16 protein-coding genes and 1 pseudogene are annotated in these 17387 nt (G+C 67.1%); 11 read left to right on the forward strand and 6 right to left on the reverse strand.

Annotation, left to right across the window (positions count from 1 at the left end; all coding sequences use genetic code 11):
* Window positions 1-653 (reverse strand): annotated as a pseudogene (locus Q7T09_RS01295) (hypothetical protein); the annotation flags it as partial.
* A 411-nt stretch (window positions 654-1064) separates the two neighbouring features.
* Here Q7T09_RS01295 and flgK point away from each other — a divergent pair.
* A complete protein-coding gene (flgK, locus tag Q7T09_RS01300) occupies window positions 1065-3149 on the forward strand; it encodes a flagellar hook-associated protein FlgK (protein ID WP_304697155.1) in 2085 nt (694 codons plus the stop codon).
* 16 nt (window positions 3150-3165) lie between these two features.
* Window positions 3166-4095: a flagellin gene (locus Q7T09_RS01305; protein WP_304697156.1), complete on the forward strand. Its 930-nt coding sequence runs from the start codon at window positions 3166-3168 to the stop codon at window positions 4093-4095.
* Window positions 4096-4225: 130 nt separating this feature from the next.
* Here the strand turns inward: Q7T09_RS01305 and Q7T09_RS01310 are convergent, their stop codons facing one another.
* The gene (locus tag Q7T09_RS01310) at window positions 4226-4411 is read right to left on the reverse strand and encodes a hypothetical protein (protein WP_304697157.1); all 186 of its coding nucleotides are present in this window, start codon (window positions 4409-4411) and stop codon (window positions 4226-4228) included.
* A gap of 216 nt (window positions 4412-4627) precedes the next feature.
* On the opposite strand from Q7T09_RS01310, the gene mnmA reads away from it, so the two are divergent.
* Together mnmA and Q7T09_RS01320 are read left to right on the forward strand one after the other, a co-directional pair.
* Window positions 4628-5794, forward strand: coding sequence for a tRNA 2-thiouridine(34) synthase MnmA (gene mnmA, locus Q7T09_RS01315; protein ID WP_304697158.1), 1167 nt, complete (start codon window positions 4628-4630; stop codon window positions 5792-5794).
* A gap of 47 nt (window positions 5795-5841) precedes the next feature.
* Window positions 5842-7032, forward strand: coding sequence for an acetyl-CoA C-acyltransferase (locus Q7T09_RS01320; protein WP_304697180.1), 1191 nt, complete (start codon window positions 5842-5844; stop codon window positions 7030-7032).
* Between the two features lie 44 nt (window positions 7033-7076).
* Here the strand turns inward: Q7T09_RS01320 and Q7T09_RS01325 are convergent, their stop codons facing one another.
* Window positions 7077-7640: a DUF3617 family protein gene (locus tag Q7T09_RS01325; RefSeq protein ID WP_304697159.1), complete on the reverse strand. Its 564-nt coding sequence runs from the start codon at window positions 7638-7640 to the stop codon at window positions 7077-7079.
* A gap of 185 nt (window positions 7641-7825) precedes the next feature.
* Between Q7T09_RS01325 and Q7T09_RS01330 the strand changes: the two genes are divergently transcribed.
* Both Q7T09_RS01330 and Q7T09_RS01335 read left to right on the forward strand, forming a co-directional pair.
* On the forward strand, window positions 7826-8092 hold the full coding sequence (locus Q7T09_RS01330; protein WP_304697160.1) for a GNAT family N-acetyltransferase: 267 nt from the start codon (window positions 7826-7828) through the stop codon (window positions 8090-8092).
* A gap of 216 nt (window positions 8093-8308) precedes the next feature.
* Window positions 8309-10714, forward strand: a complete 2406-nt coding sequence (locus Q7T09_RS01335) for an ATP-binding protein (RefSeq protein ID WP_304697161.1) — start codon at window positions 8309-8311, stop codon at window positions 10712-10714.
* Window positions 10715-10823: 109 nt separating this feature from the next.
* On the opposite strand, the gene Q7T09_RS01340 is transcribed toward Q7T09_RS01335, so the two are convergent.
* Window positions 10824-10967, reverse strand: a complete 144-nt coding sequence (locus tag Q7T09_RS01340) for a hypothetical protein (RefSeq protein WP_304697162.1) — start codon at window positions 10965-10967, stop codon at window positions 10824-10826.
* 74 nt (window positions 10968-11041) lie between these two features.
* Window positions 11042-11386, reverse strand: coding sequence for a hypothetical protein (locus Q7T09_RS01345; RefSeq protein WP_304697163.1), 345 nt, complete (start codon window positions 11384-11386; stop codon window positions 11042-11044).
* A 130-nt stretch (window positions 11387-11516) separates the two neighbouring features.
* Here Q7T09_RS01345 and Q7T09_RS01350 point away from each other — a divergent pair, with 130 nt between their 5' ends.
* Entirely contained in the window at window positions 11517-12923 is a 1407-nt protein-coding gene (locus tag Q7T09_RS01350; protein WP_304697164.1) for an aldehyde dehydrogenase family protein, read from the forward strand.
* Window positions 12924-13107: 184 nt separating this feature from the next.
* Here Q7T09_RS01350 and Q7T09_RS01355 read toward each other — a convergent pair whose 3' ends face one another.
* A complete protein-coding gene (locus Q7T09_RS01355; RefSeq protein WP_304697165.1) occupies window positions 13108-13404 on the reverse strand; it encodes a GIY-YIG nuclease family protein in 297 nt (98 codons plus the stop codon).
* A gap of 242 nt (window positions 13405-13646) precedes the next feature.
* Here Q7T09_RS01355 and Q7T09_RS01360 point away from each other — a divergent pair, with 242 nt between their 5' ends.
* The 4 genes from Q7T09_RS01360 to Q7T09_RS01375 all read left to right on the forward strand — a co-directional run bounded on the left by Q7T09_RS01360 (window position 13647) and on the right by Q7T09_RS01375 (window position 17357).
* Window positions 13647-14021, forward strand: a complete 375-nt coding sequence (locus tag Q7T09_RS01360; protein ID WP_304697166.1) for a hypothetical protein — start codon at window positions 13647-13649, stop codon at window positions 14019-14021.
* Window positions 14022-14243: 222 nt separating this feature from the next.
* Window positions 14244-15125 (forward strand): S9 family peptidase, encoded by an 882-nt coding sequence (locus Q7T09_RS01365; protein ID WP_304697167.1) that lies wholly within the window; start codon window positions 14244-14246, stop codon window positions 15123-15125.
* Between the two features lie 110 nt (window positions 15126-15235).
* On the forward strand, window positions 15236-15832 hold the full coding sequence (locus Q7T09_RS01370; protein WP_304697168.1) for a hypothetical protein: 597 nt from the start codon (window positions 15236-15238) through the stop codon (window positions 15830-15832).
* 466 nt (window positions 15833-16298) lie between these two features.
* The gene (locus Q7T09_RS01375; protein ID WP_304697169.1) at window positions 16299-17357 is read left to right on the forward strand and encodes a retron St85 family RNA-directed DNA polymerase; all 1059 of its coding nucleotides are present in this window, start codon (window positions 16299-16301) and stop codon (window positions 17355-17357) included.
* The last annotated feature ends 30 nt before the right edge of the window (window positions 17358-17387 follow it).

Below are 17387 nucleotides of genomic sequence, written 5' to 3' on the forward strand. Positions count from 1 at the left end.
GGCGGCGCGGCGGGACGGGCGGCCGTGCGCGGCGCATCGGCGGGCGCCAGGTCCGCGGTCTGGGCGACGCCGGCCTTGGCGCTGGTGGGCGTCTCGGCCGCGTCGGCGTCGCCTTGGGCGGCGTCCGCCGCGACGGCGGCGCGGGCCGTGACGGCGTCAGCGGTCTTGGCGCCCTGGGCCGCCAGGGCGGCCTGGGCTGCCACGGCGGTCTGATCGGGAAGCTGCGGCGCGAAGGCGGCGGTGGCTCCGCCCTGGGGCGCCTCGGTGGTCTCGGGCTCGACCGCGGCGGTCGCGACCGCCGCCGGGGCCAGGGCGATGGGCTGGGCCAGCAGAGCAGCCAGAATCTGGGCGTCGGTGGAGAGCGCCGGGGTGTCGAGGGTCTCGGCTTCGTCGGCGGCGTCCTTGTCCTTGGCGTCCGTCAGCGCGGCGGCGTCCGTCTTGGCCGCATCGCCGGTCTTGGCGGCGCCCAGGGCGGCCGGGGCGCCCGGTTCGGCCTTTGCCTGGCCGCCGAAGAAGGCGGCGAGCAGGGCGTCGAAGCCGGCCAGGGGGCCCTGGGTCGCGGCGGTCAGGCCCGCGCCGAACAGGCCGAGCGCCACACCGGGAGCGGCGGCGGCGTTCAGGGCGGACGGAGCGTTGATGGGCGACGCGGTCATGGGGTCCCGGCTGTCCGGTAGGACGATCTTGAGGGAGGCGCCTGCTGCGCCGCGTTCGTTCCCATCCTTCTCAGCAACCTCCGCGCCACTCTCGGAGAAACCCATCAAGATATTGAAATAAAAGGGTAAAATAGGAGATCGCCGCCGAGCGCGTGACCCCACCGGCGGCGCTTTTTGCCGGGCCGCCCGGGGTCGATAGGTCGTCCCTGCCGCCCCTCGCGCCGAGGGCCGTTTGGCGGGGTTGGCCAACTGGCGCCGCTCTTGCGCCCCTGAATCCGAGCTTATCGGGACCCCAAAGGGACCACATTGAAAATGCTGATGAAATTCCGGCCCTACGCGCGAGCGTTCACCAGACTACCGGCAGATTTGGCCGGGTCACGCGTCAGCCTTTGCCGGGCGGAGGGTTAAGAGATGTCCCTGACCGTCGCCCTGAAGACCGCAGCGTCGGGTCTGCAAGCCGCCCAGGGTGGCTTGCGGACGACCTCCGACAACATCGCCAACGTCAACACCTCCGGCTACGTCCGCAAGACCATCGACCAGAAGCCTCTGGTGGTCGGCGGGATGGGGATGGGCGTCGAGATCTCCGGCGTCAAACGGATCACCGACCAGTACCTGCAACTGGCCACCCTGTCGGCCACCTCGGACGCCGCGCGCTGGGGCACGGTGTCGGACTATCTGGACAACGCCCAGAGCCTGTTCGGCGACCCCTCCAGCAGCAACTTCTTCTTCTCGCGCATGGACAGCATCTACGCCGCCTTCTCCGCGGCGGCCGATGACCCGTCCTCCAGCCTGCTGCGCAGCCAGGCCATCGGCAATGTCGGCGACTTCCTGAGCGAAGCCAGCCGCATCACCACCCATATCAATGAACTGGGCAAGACGGTGGACGCCCAGGCCAAGGCCGACATCGACCGGGCCAACGACCTGCTGGAGCAGATCAACCGCCTGAACTCCGACATCAGCCGCGCCAACCTGGCCAATGCCGACGCCTCGGGTTCGGCCAACATCCAGAGCCAGCTCATCGACGAGCTCGCCAACCTGATGAACGTGCAGATCCAGCAGCGGAACCAGGGCGGGGTCAACATTCGGTCGGCGGAGGGCTTCATGCTGGCCGGGGATGCAGCCGCCAAGCTCAGCTACAACCGCACCGACACCACTACCTCCTATATCGCCATAGAGCCCACCGGCGGGGTCGGCCAGGTCCAGCCGATCACCATCACCAGCGGCGACCTGCGCGGCCTGATGGATCTGCGCGACGACACCCTGCCGGGCCTGGCCGACCAGCTCGGCGAATTCGTCAGCCGGATGACCGAGCAGATCAACGCCGCGCACAACGCCAACTCCTCGGTGCCGGCCCCCAAGGTCATGACCGGCCGCGACACCGGCCTGGACCTGCCCACCGCCGTGGCCGGCTTCACCGGTCAGGCCACCATCGCCATCGTCGACGCCGCCGGCGTCGTGCAGAACACGGTGGCCATCGACTTCGACGCCCAGACCATGAATCCCGGCGGTCCGTTCACGGGGGACTTCAAGGCCGACCTCAACGCGGCCCTGGGCGGCGCGGCCACCGCCGACTTCGTCAATGGCAAGCTCAGCCTGACGGCCGGCGCCGGCCTGGGGATCGCCATCGACGAGGGGACGTCGATGAAGGCCGGCCGAGCCTTCTCGCACTTCTTCGGTCTGAACGACATGATCCGCTCGACCGGGGTCACCAACTACGACACCGGCCTGAAGGTCACCGACCAGCACGGCTTCAATCCCGGCGACGTCATCACGCTCAGCCTGGCCCAGGCCGACGGCCGTCCGATCCGCGACATCAGCATCACCGTGCCGCCGGCCGGCTCCATGCAGGACCTGCTCAACGCCATGAACTCCAGCGCCTCGGGCGTCGGGCTCTATGGCGCCTTCAGCCTGGATTCGAACGGCAAGATGTCCTTCGGCAGCAACAGCACGCTGGACATCCAGGTCTCGGTCACCAAGGACCAGACCCAGCACGGCCTCGGCGGGGTCTCCATCAGCCAGCTCTTCGGCCTGGGGACCGGCGAACGCTCCCCGCGCGCCGGCCGCTTCAGCGTCGATGCCGGGCTCAACGCCAATCCGATGAAGCTGGCGCTCGGCAAGCTCGACCTGTCCCTCACGCCGCCGGCCGCGTCGCTGCGTCCCGGGGACGGCCGCGGCGCCCTGAGCCTCGCCATGGCCGGGGACGTCACCACCGCCTTCAGCGCGGCGGGCGAGCTCGGGGCGGTGAATATGACCGTCTCGCGCTACGCCGCGGAATTCGGCGGCTCCATCGGCCGCCGCGCCCAGGCCGCCGACACCCGCAAGCAGTCGGCCGACTCCGTGGCCACCGAGGCCACGGCCCGCCGGCAGTCGGTGGAAGGGGTCAATCTCGACGAGGAGCTCGTGCGCCTCACCACCTATCAACAGGCGTTCAACGCCTCGGCCCGCATGATCCAGGCGGCCAAGGAACTGTTCGACGTCCTGACCAACATGATCTGAGCCCAGGCGAAATCATATGAATCGCGTCTCGACCACAGGCAACTACAGCGCCGTCCTCGCCAACATCCAGTCCGCCCAGCAGCGGCAGATGGAGGCCGGCAACCGGGTCGCCACCCAGAAGAAGGGGGCCGACCTCAAGGCCTTCTCGCGCAGCGCCGAGATGCTGACGGCGATGAAGTCCATCGACGCGCGCCTCTCCGGCTATCTCGAGCAAAACAAGCTGATCACCGACAAGCTGACCACCCAGGACTTCGCCCTCAGCCAGGTTTCGAACTCCGCCGCCAGCACCCGCGAAACCATCGCCCAGGCCCTGGCCAGCGGCCGGGCCGACACCCTGATCCAGGACGTCCAGGGCTTCTTCCGCAACGCGGTCGACGGCCTGAACGCCCGCTACGGCGGCAAGTACGTCTTCGCCGGCGGCCAGATCGACACCCTGCCGGTCTCCGCCACCGCGCTCAGCGACCTGACCGCCCCGGCCACCGTGATCTCCGACTTCTTCCACAACGACCAGTTCATCACCGATGCCAAGGTCGACGACTCCACCACCGTCACCACCGGCCTGCTGGCCGACAAGCTGGGGACCGACCTGATGACGGCGTTCAAGGACTTCCAGACTTTCCAAGAGGGGGTCGACGGCCCCTTCCAGGGCAACCTGACCGACAACCAGCGCATCTATCTGGAGGGAATCCTGACCACCTGGGACACCATCGGCAAGGACCTGATCAACAACACCGCCAAGAACGGCATGGTCCAGACCCGGGTGACCTCGGTGAAGAACGACCTGAACAACCGTCAGAATAGCTTGGCCGGCATGATCGGGGACATCACCGACGCCGACCCGGCCGAGGCGGCCACGGCGCTGCAACAGGCCGGGGTCGCCGTGCAGGCGGCCGCCCAGGTCTTCCTGTCGTTGCAGAATTCGTCGCTGCTCAACGTCCTGAGATAGAGCGGGCGCACACCCCATCCGCTCGTCCCGGCGAAGGCCGGGATCCAGATTCATCGCCCGCTTTCAGGACATCGGTCACAGACCGGGACTTACGACCTGGGTCCCGGCCTTCGCCGGGATGAGCGGGTCTTTACAGCGAGAACTCGCCGCCCACCCGGCCCACCAGCCGTTCGCCGATCCAGACCTCGACGGCGAATTGATCCGCGCGCATCTCGGTGGCCTCCTTCAGGGCCGTGATGTCGTCCGGGAAGGGCGCCTCGCACGTTGCCGCGACGCGTTCTTCAGGGTTCAGGACATATAACCGGTACTGCTTCATCGGGGCTCCACCATTTGAGAGGCGGCGTAGACTCACTTAGCGAAGTGTCTCTTGATCACCCTGCGGTGTTGGTTACTTCGCGGTGATTAACCTATCTTACACCACTCGCCCCTCGCGCGATATCACCCTTTCGCGACGACTTGGGCTCCCCTTGCCGACACTTGCGACCAGGTCGCGATCTCGCAAAACCCCGTGTGACCCGCTACATAGGGGGCCATGAACGCCCCCGTCCTCTTCGCCGACCACGCCGTGGAAGCCGCCCGCGCCGCCGTCGGCCTGCCTGTGGGCGCGCGCGTGGTGGCCGCCATGTCCGGCGGCGTGGACTCCACCGTCACCGCCGCCCTGCTGGCCCGGGCCGGCTACGATGTGGTGGGCGTGACCCTGCAGCTCTACGACCACGGGGCGGCGATCCAGAAGAAGGGCGCCTGCTGCGCCGGTCAGGATATCCACGACGCCCGCTCGGCCGCCGAGGCCATCGGCATCCCGCACTACGTCCTCGACTATGAGAGCCGCTTCAAGGAACAGGTGATCGAGGAGTTCGCCGACGCCTATCTGCGGGGCGAGACGCCGGTCCCCTGCATCCGCTGCAATCAGACGGTGAAGTTCCGCGACCTGCTGGATGTGGCCCGCGATCTGGGCGCGCAAGCCATGGCCACGGGCCATTATGTCCGCCGCGAGGTCGGCCCGGCCGGCGCGCAGCTGCGCCGCGCCGCCGATCCGGCCCGGGACCAGAGCTATTTCCTGTTCGCCACGACGGCCGAGCAGCTGGACTATCTGCGCTTCCCCCTCGGCGCCCTGCACAAGAGCGAGGTGCGCCGCGCCGCCGCGGAACTCGGCCTGGCAATCGCCGAGAAGCCCGACAGCCAGGACATCTGTTTCGTGCCGGAAGGCCGCTACACCACGGTGATCGACCGCCTGCGCCCGCAGGGCGCGGAGGCGGGCGACATCGTCCACCTGGACGGCCGCGTCCTGGGGCGTCACGAGGGCGTCACCCGCTATACCGTCGGCCAGCGCCGGGGGTTGAACGTGGCCGTCGGCGATCCCCTGTTCGTGGTGAAGATCGACGCCGACGCCCGCGCGGTGATCGTCGGACCGCGCGAGGCCCTGCTGACCGCCGGCTGCGCCTTGAAGGAAACCAACTGGCTGGGCGACCAGGCCACCATCGAGGCCGCCTGCCAGGCCGCCCTGCCGGTCCTCGCCCGGGTCCGCTCCACCGCCGAGCCCCTGCCGGCCCATCTGTCCCTGAGGGACGGCGTGATCAGCGTGGTGTTCGACGCGCCCGAGCACGGCGTCTCGCCGGGCCAGGCCTGCGTCCTCTATGACCCCGAGGTTCCCGACCGCGTGCTGGGCGGCGGCTTCATCGAGAAGACCTTCGAGGTCTGAGCCCACCGCCCCTCCCCATGGCCGGGTGGGAGGGATATATGCAGATCATGACCCAGACCTCCGATCCCGTCGTCATCGCATCCTACGCCCGCACGCCCATGGGCGGCTTCCAGGGCGACCTCTCGCCCGTCAAGGCCACAGCGCTCGGCGCCGCCGCCGTCCGCGCGGCGGTGGAGCGGGCCGGGGTCGATCCCCAGGCTGTGGAACAGATCATCATGGGCTGCGTCCTGCCCGGCGGCCTTGGCCAGGCGCCGGCCCGCCAGGCGGGCCTGGGCGGCGGCCTGCCGCTGTCGGTGGAGGCCACGACGGTCAACAAGATGTGCGGCTCGGGCATGCAGGCCGCGATGCTGGCCCATGACGCCCTGGCCGCCGGCTCCGCCGACATCATCATCGCCGGCGGCATGGAGAGCATGTCCAACGCCCCCTATCTGCTGGCCAAGCACCGCGGCGGCGCCCGCATCGGCCACGATGTGGTGTCGGACTCCATGTACCTGGACGGGCTGGAGGACGCCTACGAGCCCGGCCGCCTGATGGGCTCCTTCGCCGAGGAGTCGGCCAAGACCTACCAGTTCACCCGTCAGGCCATGGACGACTACGCCATCGAGAGCCTGGCGCGGGCCAGGCGCGCCACCGAGACAGGCGCCTTCGCCCGCGAGATCGTCCCCGTCGAGGTGGTCAGCCGCAAGGGCGTGGTGCTGATCGAGGCCGACGAACAACCGATGAAGGCCGACCCGGCCAAGATCCCGACGCTCAAGCCCGCCTTCGCCAAGGACGGGGCCATCACCGCGGCCAATTCCAGCTCCATCAGCGACGGGGCCGCGGCCCTGGTGATGACCCGGGCGTCGGTCGCCCGCCGGCTGGGGATGAAGATCGTCGCCCGTGTGGCGGGCCATGCCGGTCACGCCCATGAGCCGGGCCTGTTCACCACCGCCCCGGTCCCGGCGATGCGGAAGGTGCTGAAAAAGGCCGGCTGGTCGGTGGCCGACGTCGACCTGTGGGAGGTCAACGAGGCTTTCGCCGTGGTGGCCATGATCGCCGAGCAGGAGTTGGGCCTGGATCGCGCCAAGCTGAACGTCAACGGCGGCGCCTGCGCGCTCGGCCACCCAATCGGCGCCAGCGGGGCGCGGATCCTGGCGACCCTGCTCTCGGCCCTGGAGGCCCGCGGCGGCAAGCGTGGCGTCGCCAGCCTCTGCATCGGCGGCGGCGAGGCCACGGCGGTGGCGGTGGAGCTCATTTGAAACGCCGCGCATCCCGGCCTTCGCCGGGCTGACCGATTGAAGGGCTACGGCGCCGTCGGCGCCGCCGCCATGTCCAGCATGTTGATCTTCACGCCGCCCGGCAGGGCCATGTCGCCGGGCTTGAAGCCCTCGGGGCAGGCGCCCTGCCAGGCCGCCTCGATGGTCAGCTTGCGCAGGCCGTTCATCTGCGGCGCGGCGGCGCCGACGGTCGAGCTCTCGGCCTGGATCAGGTACTTGGAATTGAAGTCGCCCGTCGCCGTGCCGCTGGTGGTGGTCTTGCCGCCCGAGCCCATGTCGCAGATCGAGCTGAACTGGTAGCCTCCGGCCACGCGGGCGGAGAAGATGTTCTTCTCGCACATGTCCCGGGTCGCCTGGGCGCCCCAGAAACTCATCTTCGCGTCGGTGGTCTCGTCCAGGCAGACGCGGCTGACCTGTACGAAGTCGCCGGTGGCGACCCGCTGCTCCCAGAGGCCCGGCTTGCGCTTGGGCGGGGTCTGGGAGGGGACGAAGGCCGGGGCGGCGGTCTGCCCCTCGCTCTTCTCGGCGGGCTTGTTACAGGCGCTCAGTCCCAGCACGGCCACGGCGGCCAATCCCACGGTCCAACGCATCGCTCTCTCCCGCTCACGAATTCGCGAACGCTAGAGCCTTTTAGGGTCACGTGAAAAGTGACCCGTTGAAAAAGGCTCTAATTTCAAAGAAGTGAGAGCGCGCCGGACGGGCGAACCGGCTTCCACTTCGCCCTGGCGCGCTCGAGCGGGATCGATCCGGCGCGCGAGCGGGTTATGATGGCGCCATGACCGAGCTTCGCGACACCGGCGACCGCTACGAGATGGACGAGCAGGGCCAGACCTCCTGGGCCGACTATCGTCTGAGCGGGGATCGCCTCTATCTCGACCACGTGGAAAGTCCGCCGGCCCTGCGGGGGACCGGCGCCGCCGGCCGCCTGATGGCCGCGCTCAGCGCCGACGTCCGCGCCAAGGGGCTGAAGATCACACCGATCTGCGGCTATGCGGCGGCGTGGCTGCGCCGCAGCAAAGAGTTCGGCGACCTGGTGGGCTAGGGCGTGACGAGGAGGGGCTGGGAACCCCCTTTCCAACCGGGATTCCGCGCCTGTTCGCCCAGCCGACCACCAGCGCGTGCATTCGGTGACGCTTGGTTTCGCGCGCCCGGAGACGCAACCCGGACCTTGAGGCGAATCGCCGCAAGAGGGGCTTCGCGCGCCCCATGTCGACCATCCGACCTAGGTTAGGCGACCGGTCGTCCCCAGGTTTCGTGCATGCCCCAGTTCGCCAGTCCCGCCTTCAGCCCGTCGAATCCCGTCGGACCGCCGTTCGGCATGACCGGCGACGAGCCGGTGTTCACCCGCGCCGCGGAGCTGGCCGACGCCCTGTTCGGCAAGGTCGGGGTCAGCTTGATGATCGCCCGCGATGAGGGCGTCTGGCGAAGCCACGATCCCGAAGGGCGAACCCCCGCCGCCGACCCGCTGGGCGACCGCGTCCGGGCGACCGGGAAGTGCGTCTGGGTCGAGGACGCCCGCCTGGATCCGGAAATGGCGGCCTATCCCCTGGTCAGCGGCCCGCCCCACTATCGCTTCTGCGCCGGCGCGCCCGTGCGGCTGTCGGACGGGGAGGTGATCGGCGTCCTCGCCGTGGTCGGGACCGAGACCCGTCCCCATGACGCGGGGCTGGCGGCCAATCTGGACAACCTGGCCGGGGTCATCGCCGACGCCTGCGAGCAGGCCCGCGCCCAGCAGATGCTGGTGGAGGGCAAGTCCGCCCTGCGCCAGAGCCAGACCCATCTCACCGCCATGGTGGAGACCGCCCCGGCGGCCATCATGATGACCGACCGCGATATGCGGCTGCTCCAGGTCAGCCGGCGCTTCCTGCAGGAGAGCGGCATGGCGGCGCCCGACATCCTCGGCCGCCAGATCGCCGACTTCAATCCGTCGCTGTTCACGCGCCTGCGCCTCGCCCACGACCGCTGCCTGGCCGGCGAGACCCTGAGGATCGACCGGGTCCGCCTCATCGCCCCCGATGGCCTGGCCAAGTGGGTCTGCCTGGAGATGACCCCCTGGCGGGACGAGGCGGGCGAGATCGGCGGGGTGGTGAGCGCGGCCCTGGAGGTCACCGACCTGGTCCGCGCCGTGGAGACCGCCGAGCGCTCCGAGCAGCGCCTGCAGGTGGCCGCCCAGATCGCCGAACTGCATGTCTGGGAACTGGACTACCAGCACAGGACCCTGGTCCAGGACGAGGGCATGGCCAAGATCTTCGGCCGCGTCCTGACCTTCGAGGAGCTGGCGGCCGACACCAGCTCGACAATCCATCCCGAGGACCGGGCCCTGATCGCCGCGCCCTGGGCCCGGGCGGTGGAGAAGGACGAACCCTATTTCCCCGAGTACCGCGTCGCCCGCGAGGACGGGAAGGAGGTCTGGGTCGCCTGCACCGTCAAGCTGGTGCGCGACGAGACCGGCGCGCCCCTGCGGCTGCTGGGCGCCCTGCAGAACATCACCGCCCGCAAACAGGCCGAGGCCGCCCTGGTCCAGGCCAAGGAGGAGGCCGAGGCCGCCAACCGCGCCAAGTCCACCTTCCTGGCCACCATGAGCCACGAGATCCGCACGCCCCTGAACGGGGTGCTGGGCATGGCCCAGGCCATGGCCCGCGATGAGCTCTCGCCGGTGCAGCGCGACCGCCTGGACGTGGTGCGCCAGTCGGGAGAGACCCTGCTGGCCATCCTCAACGACGTGCTGGATCTCTCCAAGATCGAGGCCGGCAAGCTGGAGCTGGAGGTGGCGGCCTTCGACCTGGAGGAGCTGGCGCTGGGGGCGCACGCGGCCTTCACCGCCATCGCCAACAAGAAGGGCCTGTCCTTCAACCTGGTGGTGGAGCCGGAGGCGCGGGGCGCCTATCTCGGCGACTCCACCCGCCTGCGCCAGGTGATCTACAACCTGGTCTCCAACGCGCTGAAGTTCACCCCGTCCGGCGAGGTCAGGGTGCGGCTGGCCCGGGATGGCGGCGACCTCTGCGTCGAGGTCTCCGACACCGGTGTCGGCATGAGCCCCGACCAGCTCGACCGGCTGTTCCGCAAGTTCGAGCAGGCCGACGCCTCCACCACGCGGCGCTACGGCGGCACCGGTCTGGGCCTGGCCATCTGCCGGGAGCTCTGCGAGCTGATGGGCGGGGCGATCGGCGCCGTCAGCGTGGAGGGGGAGGGGACCACCTTCATCGCCCGCCTGCCCATGGCGCCGGCGCAGGCGGGATCGGTCCAGGGGCCGGCCGCGGCCGAGGCCGAGCCGGAAACCCTGCCGCCCCTGCGGGTGCTGGCGGCGGAGGACAACATCATCAACCAGCTGGTGCTGCAGACCCTGCTGCACCAGGCGGGCATAGAGCCGGTGATGGTCTCCGACGGGGCCCAGGCGGTGGAGGCCTGGCGCGCGGGCGCCTGGGACGTGATCCTGATGGACGTGCAGATGCCGGTGATGGACGGTCCCACCGCGACGCGGAAAATCCGCGACGAGGAGGCCAGGCTGGGGCGGCCGCGCACCCCGATCGTGGCGCTCACGGCCAACGCCATGGCCCACCAGGTGGCGGAATATATCGGCGCCGGGATGGACGACTTCGTCCCCAAGCCCCTGGAGGCGGCCCTGCTCTTCGCGGCCCTGGAGCGGACGCTCGAGGCGGCCTAGAGCGTGACAGCCTGAAGTGGCTGCCGGTTCAGGCGCCCGTCACGCTCTAAACATAGGAGGGCGAGCCTGTTTATCCGTTTCGGATGAGTCCATCTGAAACGGACAGGCTCTAGCGGCCCTGGGAGGACTGGCTGAGGCCCTGGCCGAAGGCCACGGGCTGGGAGGCGGCGACCATGGTCCCGGCCATGGCCACCACGGTCATGACCGCGGCGGCGAAGGCGGCGATCAGCACGCGCGAATAGGTGTCGGTCATCGGTTCAATCCCCAGCTCGGCCGCCGGGGAGCCCCAGCACGAGGCCTAACGCCGGACCTGGGAATTGGATGCGGTCAGGACCGCGCGACGATGGCCATCAGGGCCTGGACCTTGGTGTCGGTCTCGCTGGCGAAGCGGCGGGCCAGTTCGCGCACCCCGTTGGGATAGACGTCGCCGCCCTCGCCGATCTCGGCGGCCAGGCGTTCGACCTCCAGCAGGGCGTCCTTCAGGGCGTCGATGTGGCCGCGGGCCAGCGCCTTGGCCTCCGACTGCAGCCGGCGGATCTGCTCGGCCAGGGTCTCGGGCTTGGGCTCGGGGGCCTTCTTGACCGGCGCCGGCGCTGGCGCCTGCAGGGCCACGACGTTCATGGCCTCGGCTTCCACCAGGCGGGGACGGGTACGCGCGACACGACTGACCATGGTTTTCGCTCCAAACCGGGACGTTCGGGCAGCGATGTGCAGAAGCGGCGCCAGATGGCCTCGGCCGCCCCTTGATTGGCCTAGCGTCACCGGCGCATCTTTCGGCCCAATCACAATCTGGGAGGTTTCCATGGGCCCGTTCAAGCTCCTCATCGACGGCCAGCTGGTGGACGGCGAGACCACCATGTCGGTGATCAATCCGGCCACCGAGACCGAGCTGGCGGTCTGCGCCCGGGCCTCCAAGGCCCAGCTGGACCAGGCTGTGGCCGCCGCCAAGCGCGCCTTCCCCGCCTGGCGCGACACCCCCATCGACGAACGCCGCAAGGCCCTGGTCGCCATGGCCGACGCCATCCAGGGCGACCTGCAGAACCTCGCCCGGCTGTTGACCCAGGAACAGGGCAAGCCGCTGGCCGACGCCATGGGCGAGGTGTTCGGGGCCGCGGCCTTCTTCCGCTATTTCGCCAGCCTGGACCTGCCGGAGAAGGTGATCGAGGACAGCGAGACGCGCCGCGTGGTCAGCCGCCGCCGCCCGCTGGGCGTGGTGGGGGCCATCGTGCCGTGGAACTTCCCGCTGATCCTGATGGCCTTCAAGGTCCCCGCCGCCCTGCTGGCCGGCAATACGGTGATCCTCAAGCCCGCGGCCACGACGCCCCTCTCCACTCTGCGCATCGCCGAGCTGGTGAAGGACCTGCTGCCGCCCGGCGTGCTCAACGTCATCGCCGACGCCAACGACCTGGGCGCCGCCATCACCGCCCATCCCGACATCCGCAAGGTCTCCTTCACCGGCTCCACCGAGACGGGCAAGAAGGTGATGGCCGGCGCCGCCGAGGCGCTGAAGCGGGTCACCCTGGAGCTGGGGGGCAATGACGCCGCCATCGTGCTGGAGGACAACGACCCCAAGGCGGCGGCGGGCAAGATCTTCGCCGGCGCCTTCCAGAACTCCGGCCAGGTCTGCATCGCCATCAAGCGGGCCTATGTCCACGAGAGCATCTACGACGCCATGTGCGACGAGCTGGCCAAGCTGGCCGACGCCGCCGTGGTGGGCGACGGCCTGGAGCAGGGCACCACCATGGGCCCGCTGCAGAACAAGACCCAGTTCGAGAAGGTGCTGGGGATCATCGCCGAGGCCAAGACCCAGGGCAAAGTCATCGCCGGCGGCGAGCGCGCGGAGGGCAAGGGCTACTTCATCCGCCCCACCATCGTGCGCGACATCACCGACGGCACCCGCCTGGTGGACGAGGAGCAGTTCGGCCCGGTCCTGCCGGTGATCAAGATCCGCGACGGCGAGGACGCGCTCGCCCGCGCCAACAACTCCTCCTACGGCCTGGGGGGCTCGGTCTGGAGCAAGGACCTCGACAAGGCCATGGACCTGGCCGGCCGCATGGACACAGGCACGGTCTGGATCAACAAACACGCCGACCTCGCCCCCAACATCCCCTTCGGCGGCGCCAAGCTGTCGGGCGTGGGGACGGAGCTGGGCGAAGAAGGCCTGGCCGAGTTCACCCAGATGCACGTGATCAACATGGCGAAGGCGTAGGGGCGGCCACCCCCAACCTCACCGCCCGTCATCCTAGGCCTTGTGCCTAGGACCCCTCTGTCCGCGCCACGGCGGTCCAGAACGCAACGGGGCCTCTGCGCATCATCCGGCGGCTCAGCAACAGCCGAGAAAGGGGTCCTAGGCACAAGGCCTAGGATGACGAAGGTGGGGGTGGGGAGCGCCGCTAGATGATCCCCGCATAAAGGTCGTCCCAATGCGGGTTTTCCCGCTCGATCAGGTTGATCTTCCAATCTCGTGGCCAACGCTTCAACGACTTCTCCCGCTGGATGGCGTTTGTCATGAGTTCGAAGGGCTCGTACCAAACGAGGCGCTTGAGGGCGTAGGTCTTGGTGAAGCCGGGATAGATGCTTTCCCGGTGCTCGTAGATGCGGCGAGTGAGCTTGTTGGTGACGCCGATATAGAGCGTCCCGCGCATCCGGTCGGTCATGATGTAGACGGCGATATAGGCGTCGCGCCGCATCTCACCCCCCCGTCATCCTAGGCCTTGTGCCTAGGACCCCTCTGTCTGCGCCTCGGCGCTAAAGAACATAACGGGAACTCTAAGCATCATCCTGCGGCTCAGCAACACTGAGAGAGGGGTCCTAGGCACAAGGCCTAGGATGACGGGGCTGGGGGATGGCGGGGTATGAGCGGCGGAGGTGCTCGCCCTTGCCCCCGCCGCCGCAACCTATACGGTCGAGCTGCAGCTCAGGGAGACCAACCATGCGCGCGCAAATCCTCGCGGCCGCAGCGATCCTGGCGCTCGCCGCCCAGGCCCAGGCCCAGCCGCAGCCGGGCCAGACGGTCGCCGCCATCCCCTACACCACCTGCGACGGCTCCCGCTGGCGCGCCAGTTGGCAGGGCGACAACTTCTTCCACCAGCCGGAGCAGGGCGCGGGCCACGCCGACGACCAAATCGACTACCGCACCTGGGGCGGCGAGTGCTGGTCGGCCAAGTGGATCGGCGGCCGCTTCTTCCACAGCCCCAAGGGCGGCGGCGCCGGCCACCCCGACACCATCCTCAACTTCACCGACTGGGACGGCGTCGCCTGGACCACGGAGCGCGTGGGCGGCGGCTGGCGCGTCACGCGGCGGTAGCTCTCAAGCTGTCATCACCAACAACGGTGTCATCCCCACGGGGCGCCATCCCCACGGGTGTCATCCCGCATGGAGCGCCGCAGGCGCGGAAGTGCGGGACCTAAACGCGCGGGGCGTGCCGGAGAAATCGGCGCTTCTGGGTCCCGGTCTTCGCTGCGCGAAACCGGGATGACACTTGAGGTGAGGCGCGCCATCGTCACGGCTCACCAAGGACCCCGCCCCATGCGCCCGATCCTGCTCGCCGCCGTTCTGGCCCTGGCCGCCGTCCCCGCCGCCGCCCAGACGGTCTCGACGAAACTCCCCCCCGCCGTCGTCTCCGAGCCCGCCCCCGACGCCAGGGCCAAGGCCCGCATGGAGGTGATCCACGTGCCCGTCGGCGGGGTGGCGATCAACGGCTTGGTCTATACTGCGCAAGGGCCGGGGCCGCACCCGACCCTGGTCATCCTCCACGGCCTGCCGGGCAACGAGAAGAACCTCGACCTGGCCCAGGCCGTGCGCCGCGCCGGCTGGAACGCGGTGACCTTCAACTATCGTGGCTCCTGGGGCAGCCCGGGGCCCTTCAGCTTCGGCCAGAACCTGATCGATGCGAAGTTCGTGCTGGCCTATCTGCGCGACCCGGCCAACGCCACGAAACTCGGCGTCGACCCCAAGCGCATCGCCATCGCCGGCCACAGCATGGGCGGCTGGGTGACGGCCGAGACCGCCGCCAAGGACCCGGCCCTGCTGGGCGCCATCCTGATCTCGGCGGCCGACATGGGCCAGCGCGGCGTGTCGGGCAAGGCGGCGCCCGCCATCCTCGCCGCCGCCATGGACGCCAACCGCGAGACCCTGGCCGGCGCCACGGGCCAGAGCATGGCCGAGGAACTGATCGCCGGCGGCGAGGCCTGGCGGCTGGAGCAGCTCGGCCCCGGCCTGAAGACCACCCGCCTCCTGGTCCTCCACAGCGACGACGGCTTGGCCCCCGACGCCGAGCGCCTGATCGCCGCGATCCATGCGGCGGGCGGGACCAGGGTGCAGGACTTCCACGTGGCGACGGACCACGGCTGGTCGGACAAGCGGCTGACGCTCCAGGCGCTGGTGATCAACTGGTTGGCGGGGTTGTAGGGGCGTTGCCCAGTCCACTGTCGTGCCGACGGTTGCGTTAACGAGACTACGACTCCACACTGCCCAGGTTGTCGGTATTGCTGCCGACTGGCCGAGTATGATGAGACAGCGTGGCGATCCAAGATCGACCGATAACGACACCCATCCAACGCACGTCGTTGAATCTTGCCGCCAAACGCGTAGCGGCCAAGCTCAGCGTGTTCGTTGCTGGCCCATTTATAGACAAGACCTGGACTGATGCAGAGCTGAGTGAGCAATCTGCAGCCACCCGCCTTCGGCTCGCAATCAAGACGATCGTTGAAGAAAAATTTCAGCATCAGGCAGTTTTCGGTGAGCATCGCGGTGTTAACGAGATGGCCGAAGAGCATTTCGGTTCTCAAACAAGTGCTGCAATTGCTGAAATTGCCATGCTGGGCGACTGTGACGCTGTGATAATAATTCCTGCAAGTGTTGGTTCATTTTGCGAACTCGGTGCGTGGTCAACCCGAGAAGATTTTTGTCGGAAGCTTCTTGTGATCGCAAATGAGAAGTATCGCAAAGATCAAAGTTACATAAACCTTGGAACGTTCCGGATGGCCGTAAATAATGGGGCATCTATAGCGTGGTGTGACCTTGAGAATGAAGGAGAGGTCATCGGTCACGTTGAGGCGTTTGTTCGTCGAGCGCATGACAAGGTCATGATGAGGCTCGTTAACAATGGCCGGTAGCTACCAAATCGACGATATCTTGCTGTTGCTTGCCATTAGGTTGGCTCAGCCTGGGCAGTTGTCAGATATTGTTGAGGCCTATGAGCGTCTTGAGCCGCCAGACTTAGAGGAGAGGCCCCCTAAGCCTGATGTAAAGGCCCACATTGATCGGCTAGTGGCCCAAAAATATGCATGGATGTACACCGGGCGCCGCTACATGCTTACCCGAGCGGGGGACAGATACCTCGGCGCGGCGGGCTTGCGCCTACAATTGGACGCCCGGCGGTTGTACTTGCTCAAAGAAACTCGGAAGCGTAGCCTTAGCAGGCGGAGCGACGCTCGCGATTGGCCGCTGAAGCAGCAGTCATAGGTGTTTTGGTCTGGCGTAAAGTGCTCGCGGTTAGGCTGTGGTCCCGGTTTCGGACCCAGCCGCAACCGGGACCACAGCCTAACCGCGCGCTCAAAGCAACCTTGAGGTTGGTATAACGTGTCGCTCCGCACCTACCCTCTAATCGCTCACCCTGCGTTCATCGATTTCGTCACGACGGCTCTAAGAGAGCGTGTAGCTTTTGAAAAAGTCGTGCTGCCCCCACCGCATCATGAGATGCCGCATCTTACTAGTGTGCAGGATATCGCGACGTATCTTGGAATTTCACCTGAACTCGGATGGAGTGTAATTACTTCTCCAAGGCGGAATTACCGACAATTCCCAATTAATAAGAGGTCAGGGGGTGTTCGGATAATATCCGCTCCGAGGACCTATCTTAAAGTGATGCAATGGTGGTTGCTGGACGTTGTATTATCGAACGTCGAAATTTCAGATCATGCATATGGTTTTGTGCGCGGTAGAAGTTTCGTTGATAATGCGAAGCGTCATGTGGGCGCGACGCATATTCTCAATGTAGATATTCGAGATTTTTTCCCTTCCATAAAACGAAGGATGGTTGAACAGGTATTCATTAACCTAGGTTATGAAGAACGTGCAGCTGTCGAGTTATCTCTGTTAACAACTTTCGACGACGAGCTTCCGCAAGGAGCCCCAACAAGTCCGGCGCTAGCGAACATCGTATTCCAACCATTCGATATAGCGCTTCAAACGCTCTGTGCGCCGTTCGATATTGTGTACACTAGATATGCAGATGACCTTACGTTCTCCTCAAGTGAGCGAATTCCCGATCAATTTCTAACCGAAGTCACTCGTCTGATTGGCCCTGCCTTCGTCCCAAACGAACAAAAGACCAAGTACATGGGGCCAAATCAAAGGAAAGAAGTGACGGGAGTTCAAATTGGGAAGGATGGAGTTTGTCTAAGTCGGGAAACTCTCAATGCGATGCGAGGCTGGTTTCACTCGATGAACTATGTGGACTCGCCGAGCCGTGAGGATGTTGACCGGCTGCAAGGAACTGTGGCGATGCTTCGTATGATCGGCGGGCGTGGTTCAGCCACTATCATCGGATTGGGTGATGCAGTGCTAAAAAGGCTGAAGCCGAAAAAGCATGCTGACTTTCTCTATCTGCTGGATGACCTCAAGCCGAAGTCCTCCTAGGCGAACTCAGCCCAAATCGTTTCCTCGACT

It is taken from the genome of Phenylobacterium sp. (assembly GCF_030645195.1).
GTDB lineage: Bacteria > Pseudomonadota > Alphaproteobacteria > Caulobacterales > Caulobacteraceae > Phenylobacterium.

Excerpts from the sequence above, each read along its gene's own strand:
- flgK (WP_304697155.1), top strand. The coding sequence starts at position 1,065 with ATGTCCCTGACCGTCGCCCTGAAGACCGCAGCGTCGGGTCTGCAAGCC.
- Q7T09_RS01305 (WP_304697156.1), top strand. The coding sequence starts at position 3,166 with ATGAATCGCGTCTCGACCACAGGCAACTACAGCGCCGTCCTCGCCAAC.
- Q7T09_RS01310 (WP_304697157.1), bottom strand. The coding sequence starts at position 4,411 with ATGAAGCAGTACCGGTTATATGTCCTGAACCCTGAAGAACGCGTCGCG.
- mnmA (WP_304697158.1), top strand. The coding sequence starts at position 4,628 with ATGAACGCCCCCGTCCTCTTCGCCGACCACGCCGTGGAAGCCGCCCGC.
- Q7T09_RS01320 (WP_304697180.1), top strand. The coding sequence starts at position 5,842 with ATGACCCAGACCTCCGATCCCGTCGTCATCGCATCCTACGCCCGCACG.
- Q7T09_RS01325 (WP_304697159.1), bottom strand. The coding sequence starts at position 7,640 with ATGCGTTGGACCGTGGGATTGGCCGCCGTGGCCGTGCTGGGACTGAGC.
- Q7T09_RS01330 (WP_304697160.1), top strand. The coding sequence starts at position 7,826 with ATGACCGAGCTTCGCGACACCGGCGACCGCTACGAGATGGACGAGCAG.
- Q7T09_RS01335 (WP_304697161.1), top strand. The coding sequence starts at position 8,309 with ATGCCCCAGTTCGCCAGTCCCGCCTTCAGCCCGTCGAATCCCGTCGGA.
- Q7T09_RS01340 (WP_304697162.1), bottom strand. The coding sequence starts at position 10,967 with ATGACCGACACCTATTCGCGCGTGCTGATCGCCGCCTTCGCCGCCGCG.
- Q7T09_RS01345 (WP_304697163.1), bottom strand. The coding sequence starts at position 11,386 with ATGGTCAGTCGTGTCGCGCGTACCCGTCCCCGCCTGGTGGAAGCCGAG.
- Q7T09_RS01350 (WP_304697164.1), top strand. The coding sequence starts at position 11,517 with ATGGGCCCGTTCAAGCTCCTCATCGACGGCCAGCTGGTGGACGGCGAG.
- Q7T09_RS01355 (WP_304697165.1), bottom strand. The coding sequence starts at position 13,404 with ATGCGGCGCGACGCCTATATCGCCGTCTACATCATGACCGACCGGATG.
- Q7T09_RS01360 (WP_304697166.1), top strand. The coding sequence starts at position 13,647 with ATGCGCGCGCAAATCCTCGCGGCCGCAGCGATCCTGGCGCTCGCCGCC.
- Q7T09_RS01365 (WP_304697167.1), top strand. The coding sequence starts at position 14,244 with ATGCGCCCGATCCTGCTCGCCGCCGTTCTGGCCCTGGCCGCCGTCCCC.